The organism is Sphingobacterium sp. GQ94 (genome assembly GCF_059758715.1).
On record NZ_JCAXEC010000019.1, the window covers coordinates 13322 to 24374 of the forward strand.

Annotated in this window: 8 protein-coding genes; 2 read left to right on the forward strand and 6 right to left on the reverse strand. The window is 36.1% G+C overall.

All coding sequences use genetic code 11. The annotated features are described in order from the left end of the window. Nucleotides 1-147 precede the first annotated feature (147 nt). Together AC6CHH_RS14555 and ggpS are read left to right on the forward strand one after the other, a co-directional pair. Nucleotides 148-1137 (forward strand): NAD(P)H-dependent glycerol-3-phosphate dehydrogenase, encoded by a 990-nt coding sequence (locus tag AC6CHH_RS14555; RefSeq protein ID WP_498284141.1) that lies wholly within the window; start codon nt 148-150, stop codon nt 1135-1137. Further along, the gene (gene ggpS / locus AC6CHH_RS14560; RefSeq protein ID WP_498284143.1) at nt 1134-3377 is read left to right on the forward strand and encodes a glucosylglycerol-phosphate synthase; all 2244 of its coding nucleotides are present in this window, start codon (nt 1134-1136) and stop codon (nt 3375-3377) included. Before AC6CHH_RS14555 ends, ggpS begins: the two co-directional genes overlap by 4 nt. Before the next feature lie 83 nt (nt 3378-3460). Here ggpS and AC6CHH_RS14565 read toward each other — a convergent pair whose 3' ends face one another. The 6 genes from AC6CHH_RS14565 to AC6CHH_RS14590 all read right to left on the reverse strand — a co-directional run bounded on the left by AC6CHH_RS14565 (nt 3461) and on the right by AC6CHH_RS14590 (nt 10763). Next, complete coding sequence (locus AC6CHH_RS14565) at nt 3461-6148, reverse strand: TonB-dependent receptor (RefSeq protein ID WP_498284145.1); 2688 nt, start codon at nt 6146-6148, stop codon at nt 3461-3463. Nucleotides 6149-6317: 169 nt separating this feature from the next. Beyond that, nucleotides 6318-7502: a hypothetical protein gene (locus tag AC6CHH_RS14570; RefSeq protein ID WP_498284147.1), complete on the reverse strand. Its 1185-nt coding sequence runs from the start codon at nt 7500-7502 to the stop codon at nt 6318-6320. Nucleotides 7503-7644: 142 nt separating this feature from the next. Further along, entirely contained in the window at nt 7645-8391 is a 747-nt protein-coding gene (locus tag AC6CHH_RS14575; RefSeq protein WP_498284149.1) for a LytR/AlgR family response regulator transcription factor, read from the reverse strand. 2 nt (nt 8392-8393) lie between these two features. Next, complete coding sequence (locus tag AC6CHH_RS14580) at nt 8394-9383, reverse strand: histidine kinase (protein WP_498284151.1); 990 nt, start codon at nt 9381-9383, stop codon at nt 8394-8396. Between the two features lie 145 nt (nt 9384-9528). Further along, complete coding sequence (locus AC6CHH_RS14585) at nt 9529-10518, reverse strand: hypothetical protein (RefSeq protein WP_498284153.1); 990 nt, start codon at nt 10516-10518, stop codon at nt 9529-9531. Between the two features lie 116 nt (nt 10519-10634). After that, nucleotides 10635-10763 (reverse strand): hypothetical protein, encoded by a 129-nt coding sequence (locus tag AC6CHH_RS14590; protein ID WP_498284155.1) that lies wholly within the window; start codon nt 10761-10763, stop codon nt 10635-10637. Nucleotides 10764-11053 lie beyond the last annotated feature (290 nt).

Consider the following 11053-nt stretch of genomic DNA (forward strand, 5'->3'; position numbering starts at 1 on the left):
GGGGCGAGATAGCATGGTTTTACGATATTTTTAAGCTAAAAAATGAAGTAAATTTGCTTATTAGTTTAATTATACGTATATTTGCACCGTAATAATTAAAAACAGACAGAATCCTAACCTACATTCTGTCCAAAAATCCACGAAAAATTGAAGGAAATTAGTGTTGTTGGTGGTGGAAGTTGGGCTACTGCTATCGTTAAGATATTGACAGAAAATAAGACCCATGTAAAATGGTACTTACGTAAAATCCACCAAGTAGAGAGTATCAAAAAAACTGGAATTAACCCGAGATATTTGAGTTTTCTCAGACTGGATAATAACTTAATTCAGCCGAGTACAGACTTAGAGTTTATCATTAGGAATTCAACGATCATTTTCATTTTAATTCCCAGTGCTCAATTAGCGCATTTTATAGAGCAAATAAACCCAGAATGGCTTGAAAATAAATTCCTGGTCACCTCCATTAAAGGGACAATAGGTTCAAAAAATGAATTGCCCAGTTATTTTTTGAGCAGGAAGTTAAACGTTCCTGAATCCAATATTGCCATTTTAGGGGGGCCCTGTCATGCTGAAGAAATTGGGAACAGTCAAAGAACCTATATGACTGTTTGTAGCAAGAATTCCAATCTTTTACAGCAGCTCACAAAGAATCTTTGCAGGCCTTATCTCAGCGTGCAGCATAGTGAGGACTTAATCGGTGTTGAATATGCCTCAATCTATAAAAATGTCATCGGTATAATGAGTGGAATAGCCAAAGGGCTTCACTATGGAGATAATTTCTTAGCCGTACTGATGAGCAATGCAATCCATGAATTACAGGTACTCCTGAAAGCGATTGGAATTGGGGAGAATCAAATAGCTAGCTCAAGTTATTTAGGGGATTTATTAGTAACAGGATACTCCAGTCACAGTAGAAACCGGAGTTTTGGCGAACTCATTGGAACCGGTATGGGAATCGAAGAGGTGATGGATAAAATGAAAATGGTTGCCGAGGGATACCCCGCCACCAAAGGATTATACCAGTTGAGCATGGAATTCAAAATACACACCCCCATATTGTTTACCGCCTACCGTATTCTGTATAAACATATGTCGGTAGCAACAGAATTTAAATTATTAGAAAGGAACTTAGCATGATGTTATTAGCAACAGATTTAGATGGAACATTTTTAGGTGGAAAAATGGAGGATAGACTCCAACTTTATCGTCTAATAAAGGAGAATAAAGATATATTGTTGGTCTTTGTGACCGGCAGAGGTATTGAATCAGTCATTCCATTGTTGAATGATCCAATCATCCCCACCCCACATTATATTATAGCCGATGTAGGTGCCACGATCAGTAACGGACACTCACTTGAGGCAATTGAACCCATCCAAGGAGAAATTGAAAGTAAATGGCCTTCGGTCTACGAAATACAACATTCCTTATCCAAAATTCCTGACTTACATTATCAGGATGTACCTCAACAGCGCCGCTGCTCTTATTACTATGATCAACAAACCGACTTGGATAAGGTAAGGGAAATCGCCCAAGAATATCAATGTGATATCATCACCTCGGTGGACAAATATATTGATCTACTTCCACAGGGTGTAAACAAAGGAAGTACCTTAAATAAACTCGTTGATTGGCTGAAGGTGCCTAGAGAAAAAGTTTTAGTTGCCGGAGACACTTTAAATGATTTATCTCTGTTCGAAATAGGCTTACAGGGCGTGGCCGTGGGTAAGTCGGAACACGGATTAATTCTGGCAACCAAGGAGAATAAAAATACATTCCAGGCCACCCGGCCAGGGGCTGGCGGCATCCTTGAATGCATGGAAAACACCCGAATATTCTCCACTTATTTTAAAAAGCCAAAACACAAAAAAATAGCGGCTTCCTCATCTGGTAAAGATCAGTTAGTTATGGTATACCATAGACTTCCTTTTGAACAAAAAGAAGTGAATGGCAAGCTCATGGTAACACCACCCAAAAGCCCGAATGGCATCATTCCCTCTCTACTAGGTTTGTTTGAAAAGGGACGATCGGGAATTTGGATTGGTGAGGAAATTCAGCAAAAAAGTGGAGCAGAATTCAAAAATCAATTCATTGATACAGAGAAATATCCAAACTTGATTGCGGCAACAATTTCACTGACAAAAAAAGACATCGATCAGTTCTACCGTGTTTTCTCAAAAGAGGCCTTTTGGCCCATGATATTTTCATTTGTTGATAAGGCAAAGTTCAATCACGATGACTGGCTTCATTATCTAAAAATTAATAGAATTTTTGCAGAGCGTATTGCTGCCGAAGCAGATCAAGGAGCATTGGTTTGGATTCACGAGTACAATCTATGGATGGTACCCGCTTATTTAAAATCACTCAGACCTGATTTAAAAATTGGATTTTTCCACCATACGGCTTTCCCGGCTGCTGATATTTTCAACATAATACCTTGGCGAAAAGAAATTATCGGTAGTTTATTACTTTGTGATTTTATCAGTTTTCATATTCCCAGATATGTGGAGAATTTTATCGATGTGGTAAGAAGTCATACACCATTCAAAGTTTTAAAGAAGATCAATGTAGCCAAACAGTTTCTTACCTATTCAAGCGCATTGGGAGTTGAACAGATGACCAAAATCATCGAGGTAGATGGTCGCAAAATACGATTTGGTGCTCAGCCCGTGGGTGTCAACTTTGAACACATCAAAAACACGTTAAAGAGCGCTCCAATCAAAGAAAAAATTCAAAAATACCGATTAGAAAAAGAGTTAAAATCGATCAAACGAATTGTTTCCGTTGAACGCCTGGACTATGTAAAAGGACCGTTAGAAAAAATACAAGCTTTTGGAGAATTTTTAGAGACCTACCCTGAATTTTTAGGGAAAGTAGAACTGATTAACGTCTGTACTCCACCTTCCCAGGGAATGAAAATATACGATCAGATACGAGATCAGGTAAATCAGGCTGTAGGTGAAATTAATGGGAAGTATGCCACGCTAGACTGGACGCCTATTCAATATTTTTTCCAAAGTTTACCCTTTGAAGAGGTTCTCATTCAATACGCCTTAGCGGACGTTGCCTGGATTACACCGCTCAGAGATGGATTGAACTTAGTAGCCAAAGAATATTTAGCTACCCAGGGACTCTTAAACCAAAGTGGGGTACTGGTCTTATCTGAATTCGCCGGCGCTTCAGTGGAACTCCCCTATTCTGTTTCCACTAATCCATATGATCGTAAAAGCATGATTGAATCCTTGTTGAAGGCATTGATTATGAACGAAGAAGAGGCAACCATACGCATCAACAGATCTTTGGAGCAAATTCAGCATTATGACATCCATTTCTGGGGAGCCGATTTCGTACGAGAGCTAGAGAAAAGCACCTCCTAAAAGCAAATCCACCCTTCAAAAAAATCAATTGATTGATGAGGGGTGGATTAAAAAAATAAGAAAACTATTCAATCGCTAGCCGATCATTTCTTTCCAGTATTTAAGAATTTATACACCATTCCAAACATAAAATATTGTCTAAGACTTAATTGATTCGAGTAAACGGTTGTGTTATCGCGGGAATAAAAATGGTTTGAAATATTTTGATTAAGCAGGTCAAATACAGAGAGTTTCAATTCTCCTTTACCAAAAACAGGGTAATAGATGGAAGCATTGACAAGATGTAAATTCTGCCTATTGTTGCCTAAACCAATGACCTGATTTTTCAAGGTATAGGAAGTCTCTAATTTGAACTTTTTAATGTTATGAAAATGCAAGTTTGCCCCTACGCTATGTTCATTGGTATTGAGATCCCTAAAATTAACAGATTCCTTTTCAAAGTTGGTTTGTCTTAGGGAAATTCCATAAGTTGGGCTAAAGCTCCACAAATCCTTATAACTTAAATTGACCGTATTACCAATATTGCCATAATAGCTACTGGATAAATTCTCTTCTTGATTCACTCTACTATAATCCTGATTGGAATTTATATACGTTCGAAATGAGTAGGATAGCTTCCAGGTTTTATTCTGAATAAATGTTTTTGAAAAATTTGCAGAAAGATAGGAACTCTGAGTCGGACCTGTTTGAAAGTTTCTGGAAGTAGAATAACTATTCTGCAGGTCATATGATCGTTCATATCCAATAGACTTATCCATTTTAGAAAAATTCCCATAAACAGAGAAGCTAATCTTAGATTTATTAAAATATTTGTTGAATTGAAGGCTATAATTATTTGTGGTAACGTTTTCGAAATAAGGACTCGCATAATTTAGTTGATTGGGGTAAAGATCTGAATCCACGACTTGAATTTGATAAAACGAAGGAGCAGAAACATTCTTGGAATAACCCAAACTTCCTCCTTTGTACCCTATTCTAAAATCAGGTAGCCAGTAATCCTGCCTGTTATGTATATCCTCCAACTTTTGGTAATACTCAAAATGATTACCCAAACTCAACCATCTCACTGCTGCTGTCAAGGAGAGGTCTTTAATGGGATTGAACTTCCAGCGTGTTCCAAAAGAAGTCTGCTGACTTGCCAGTCCCTTATTGTTGGCAACATCTTCCCGGTTCACAAATTCATCTGAGTTTAATCTATTTAGAATCCCTTCGGTGTCTTTTACGTGATCTAATTTATGTTCAGAAAAAAGATCAAAATTAAGCTTTTTATTAATGGGGATTTGCAAATTAAGCAGATGTACCATGTTGAAATTTACCGAATTGGAATTCCTGAGGTTCTCCTGATCGAACAGGCTATCGGTATTTAAATAGAATTTCCTTAATGAGAAACTTTGACTCTCACTCTCATTATCATTATTACTCAATGTATGCCTTAAAGATAAAAGCCATTTATTCTGGAACTTTTTTTCCCCATAAACCGTTTGTCTATAATTTAATCCATTATTGGATGAATTTGAGCTATAGATGTTATCCGATACTGGAATATTTCCATTTCGCCAACTTTGTGCATTTCCTTGATTTGATCCTGATCCATTGCGCGTGCCTAAACGCCCATCAAAGGAAATCTGCGAAGTCGTGTCAATATGGTAGCGGGCAAAGGCTCTTATTTCATGCTGATAATTGGAATTGTCGCCAAGATTTTCCCCCTTTGACTCCTCTTGTATCTCATTGTAAACCGAATTTGAATTATTACTGCCCTCGCTGTAATAATTAAACTGTTTAAAGTTATACAATAAATTGGTTTTTAACTTCTTAGCTATATCGTAATTGATGTTCACACCAGTCGATATTTGGTTCATTAACCCGTTTGATCCATACATCGTATAATTGTTATTTTCTCCCCTACCGTAACCTCCATACTGACTAAGTTCGGAATAATCAAAACCTGAGCGACCTATGTTATTTCCATAACCAATAAAACTCACCTGAAGTGTATCCCGAAAAGCGTTAAGCAGTGCTCCGGACTCATACCGGTCACGTGTGGCAGCTCCCCCATAAAGCTTCCCAAAATCAGCTTTCAGGAACTCTTTTTTCATCTTCAAATTAAGGACTATCGGTAAGTCCCTGTCATCCAAGACTTCTCTTTTGGATTCACCTTTATCTTTAATCACCTGAACCACGTCGATCAACGAGGCATCCAAGTTGCGAGTGGCAATTGTTAAGTCCTGTGTGAAAAAATCCTTATTATTTACTCGGACCCCAGAGACTTCCCTTCCCTGATAAAAAATACTCCCATCCATATTCACCTGCAAACCAGGAAGCAATTTCAACAATTCTTCGACTGATGCATTTGGTCTTGTTTTGAAGTAGTCTGCTTTATATTCCAAGGTATCCCCGTTTAATCGAATCGGAGCGACCGCAGTTATCAAGACCTCTTCAATTGAATTCTCGCGCATAATAATTGAATCCAAAGTCAATTTTTCACCAGGTTTTAATTGGAACTTCTTCCCATAAGGAGAACTATTTACATGGGAGACATATAAAATCAAAGGTTTTTGAGTGGGAACGCGCACCAAATCAAAACCTCCTTTCACATCGGTCAAGGCGTAACTAATTACCAACGAATCCTCTTGGGAGACTAGGGATACTGTTGCCTTTTCCAAAGGATTTAATTTGGAATCAAAAACCCTCCCTTTAAGTTCGGCATTGTTTTGCGCATGGAGTTGACTCATGAAAATCATGAATAAAAAGAATAAAGAAATGTTCTTCATTATTTTTCACTTTTAGGTTAATAGTATATTGGATATCTTAAAGATAAGGATCTAAAAGCGAAATCCTTTAAAGGAAATTGCCTTTAACATTAATTAACCAATTAAACGCTACAAAAAGTCGCGCAAAATGAAAGGCATTAACAATAAATTAACTTCAAATTTAACCTCCCTAATATTTACCGATTCTTTTAACAATATCCTCAAGAACAGCCAACACAAAAGCTTTATCTCCATTTTCAGGATGATAGGATTTTGAACGCATGGAGGAAGGAGATAAAGATTTTTTATGTTTAGTCGAAAGGTGCGGAACGATGACTTTAAAACATTCACTTAGCGATCTAAATTCAACAATTCGAAGCTCATCGACAGCTCGAAAGAAAATCGCCAATTGATCAACGGTTAAATCACAAACTATTTTTTTAAACACTTTTTCTTTAGGCGGCGGAAGGGCCTGATGATCCGGATAATGCTGATCTATATGACACTGATTGTAGAAGGTAATTTCCTGTTCAAACCAATTTTTAACAAAGGAGTCCACAGAAATATACTGAGGATTTAAAACAACTTTTGGTTTGCGATGCAGCTGATTAAAAGCCTTAAATATTTCCCTGGTTTTCATCAATTTAACATCACTCGATTTGTACCGACGAATAAACATGGCAATTCTCTTAATCAAAACATCCATAAATTCTTTGCTGTTAAAATTCATATAAATCAAGGTCATCTCAACTGGAGTAAAAAAGGATTCATTTACCGGTTTACTCAAATCTGTTAATCGACTTGTCAACTCCAATTTATATGAAATAGATCTTTTCGTTAATTCGAACGATAATTTTTGAGAATCAACAAAAGTATTCAGTCTAGTAATTAATAAAGCGGTTGTTTTGGATTTGGGAAGAATGGTTTTCAGCTTGATCACCCGAGAACGAAGCGTATCCAAGGCAATTTCCATACTTTTTATTGGAATTTTTATCGCATCTAAAATAAATTTCTCATAATTCTCTTCAAAAAAGACACAGATGTAACGCAGAGAAAACCTTAATTTATCAACAATCACCATTCTGGATTCAGATGTTTCAAATTCTTGAGACTGCTCCTTGCTCAGCACATCCAATATTCGAATTAACTGTTGATAATTATACTGTATATAAGCACGAAGTTCCGAAGAGGAGCCGATAGAAAGTACATTATTTTTCAATCTCAGCAAGACAAACTTGGCTTCTGATTCGATCTGGACACCTATTGTTTCCACATGTTCAGCTTCATTTTCATGTAGGGTTAACCAATTCATGATGTTTAGATTGCCAACTAGTTTATCGAAATAAACTAACTCATAATTTATACTATTTGACATTTCAATTTTCAGTTTAGTTCGATCGCCAAATTTAGCCCATAAATAGGTCTCTGATAGAGATAGGCGTAGCTTGCCAACCAAAGTAAAGGGTTAGAAATTGCCTATGTAATAAAGTAAAGCTGATCGAAGGTTAGTGGATAATTTATATTACGTTGCTGCGAATAAAGTCACTAAAATCGGTATAGATCTTTAAATCTCCTACATTTATTTTTTTTCGTACATATTTTAATGTTATCTCATTTTTTGAATAAGATTGATAGAAATTAATGTTGAAAACAAAGCCTTGGTGACATTGTTTAAACCATTTTTTTGGAAGTATATCTAAAACCTTCTGAAAGGTTGTATTCGAAATTAATGGATCTTTTCCGTCAATTTGGTGGATGAGCACTTTTCCTTGAAAAGTTTCTATAAAAATGATATTTTTAAACCAAAGAGCCTGTCTCTCATAGCGGTAAGGACCTTTGATTTGAAAAAAATCATAACTGTGATCGAGCGAGTCATCATTATTTACTTCTGGAAAGGCCAAGCGAAATGAATCGTCCAATCTCCTAAGAGCGACCTGGAGCCTAGTAAAACTTACCGGTTTTAAAATGACATCAATTACGTTAAAATCATATCCAGGGTCCTCATACTTCATAAATGCTGTATTAAGCACAATTTTTGCATTGCAGCGAGGCAGTGACTTTATGAATTCAAATCCGTTCATCTCATGCATTTCAATATCTAATATCACCAGATCTACCGGATTAACACGTAAATACTGTAAGGCTTTCAGCGGATCTTGAAAGTCAGCTTCAATTTGAACATACTCTATTTTCTTAAACAAATTCACCAAATGATCGACACTTCCTTTCTGATCATCTACAACGATTGCATTCCATTTTCTCATGATTAAATTAGATTAGTAGTCTTTACAATTAATTTGACTTCAAAAACGTCTGCATGAGAAGATATATCCAAATTAAAGTCATCACCAAATATCATTAACATCCTTTTTCTAAGATTCTCCAGACCAACCCCGTGACATTTCAATGAATTTTTATGTTTTGGGATTTTATTCTTGACCTGAATGCCATAGTGGTCTGGTTGTATCCAAATTCTAACTTGCGCTGGAAAATTAGGATCTGTTAAATCCCCATGTTTGAATAAATTCATAATTAAAGTTAATAGGCTAGTTGAGGGGATCACTGCGTTTCTAAGATTACCTGTAATATCCCAATGAATAAACAATGCTTTATAATACATCCGTTCTTGTATAGCAATGTATCGCTTACTCTCAAGCACCTCCTCTTGAAGCAAAATAGTCGTAGAACTTTCTGGATTTAAGCTATTCATAAAAAACCTCATCAGCTCATACGTATCACCTATCTCTTGGCTAAGGGCCAGATTCGTATCATTCAATTTATGTTGCCAATCTTGAAAAACGTTTACAATAAAATGCGGAGAAGCTTGAGCAGCAAGAATCTTAAATTCAAAATCCTTTCGTCTAAGGGCCTCCTGAAGTTGATGGGAAACAGCATCGTATTTCTCTTGAATAGCCTGATTTTTAACCCGATATTGAAAGCCAAAAACAGCCAAAAAGGTGAAGTGACCTAAAAGAATTAAAGATATCTGAATAAACTCTCTTTGATTAAATGCACGTCCTTCTATAAGGTAACTTCCATACAAAACTCCAATATTATTCCAACCATAGGTAAATAAATACATCAAAGCAGTGGCTGCCAGGTAAAACAAAAGGAGTGCACCCAAACCAACTATATATCTTTTCTTACTAAAATATTTATCCAGTAAATAAGAAACTACATAAAAGATCATCGCAAAAAATGGGATGGATAAGAGAACCACTCCAAAAGTGGCGTATTCACTGCCTACCTTATTCATTAAATAAAAATAAATAGCATAACTGAGCCAAAACCATATGTGGTGTTTTATCTTTTCGTAAACTATTAGGCTCATAAAGAAATAGGTTTAATATATTGAAATTTTGTTAATCTTCAAGAAATTAAACTACCAAGTTAACTTTGAATTACAAAATATATTTTAGTAAATCATGATATTGTGAAGGGCTAAGTGAGTGAATCCGGTAACTAAACAGGTCTATCATCGCTTGATTTTCACCCTGAAAAAAAGGAAAAAGACGATCATTCATAGTCCACCCCGAAACATTCGAAATCGGGATAGAGTGCATGTGAAGGTAAAACCACACCTCCCAAAGAAAGGGATTTTCTAGAAGCTTTCTACCGAAAGTATGATAGATATTTTCAATTGTGTCTTGAACAAATTCTTTACGTGCTTGATTAGGTTGTCTATTGTAACAAGCGACTTGTAAAACATCAGACTGTTTATCAATATTTTTCGTTACATCCAACAAAAGATGAACTTGTAAGTCCAGTAAATAAGCAATATCTAAAAAACCTGCACGAACTTTCAACTTGGCATTTAGAAGTTGAACCGGGAACAACTTGAGGTTTCCAAAATCCTGCTGAAGCCCCGCTCCTCCATCAACATACACCAATACATGAATACCCCTACTTTTCATTTTCTTAATTTCAAGAAACAGATTTGGATCCTGTGCGCGCAAAAGATATAGTTCTCCAGAGGGTGTGTCTATGCTTTTAAAGGGTGTTTCCTTACCATCATCTCCTAATATAGCCGAATAATAATCTTTATAGCTCTGGTAAACATCATCAGAGAGGATAACAGAAATGGACATTCCTTGAGCCAAAAGCCTCAATGGAAGCGCTCGGTATGATCCGTAATGAAACGTCACCATCATTTTTGAACCTCCATGCAAGGATTTTACTAATTTTTGATCGCTGGTTTCAGGATTTAGACCAAAACGAAGATCTAATTCAGCTTGCTGTTGCACATAGCGTTTGAGTTCATCAAAACCAGAGATTATTTGGTTAAAATTTATAGAAGGAAGAATGTGCCGAACGTTTGAAGAAAAATATGCGAATTCATTCCATTCTCTGGTGTTTAAGGTTTGGTACATTGACTTTAATTTGCAATTCATAATAAGTGTTCTTATTGAATTCTAGGAACATCAAAATAACCATTCTTTCAGGGAGCCTAATAATTTCATCCGTGGATGTAAAACGTGCAGAAGCTGATCCTGCACGTTATAGATACTTAAAAAGGAAAGACAATTACGCATTTCCTGCCTGGAGATTTATCTGCGAGGCTGTTCATCATTTCATCCATTGATATTGGAGAATCTGAAATCATTTCGTAGAGATCCATGAATAGGGTTAATTCCATTGTTCAAATTTTTGAATTTTTTAATACCTTTTCCGATCTCGCATCGGACCTGCGGCTTCTGGCCTAGAAGACTTTAGATCGATCAATTCAAATTTGAAACTTCTAAATTTAGAATCAAAACAAGTACTCTCCTTCTGCTTATAAGTAGCATCAATAACTCTGTCAACAAACAATTCATGGGCAAATACAGATTTATCCTTAGCAAACGACCTTTTGACCTAAAAAAAGGTTTAAACTGCTAATGATCAAATAATTAATTAACATTCAAGAAAATATTTTCGAGCAATTTG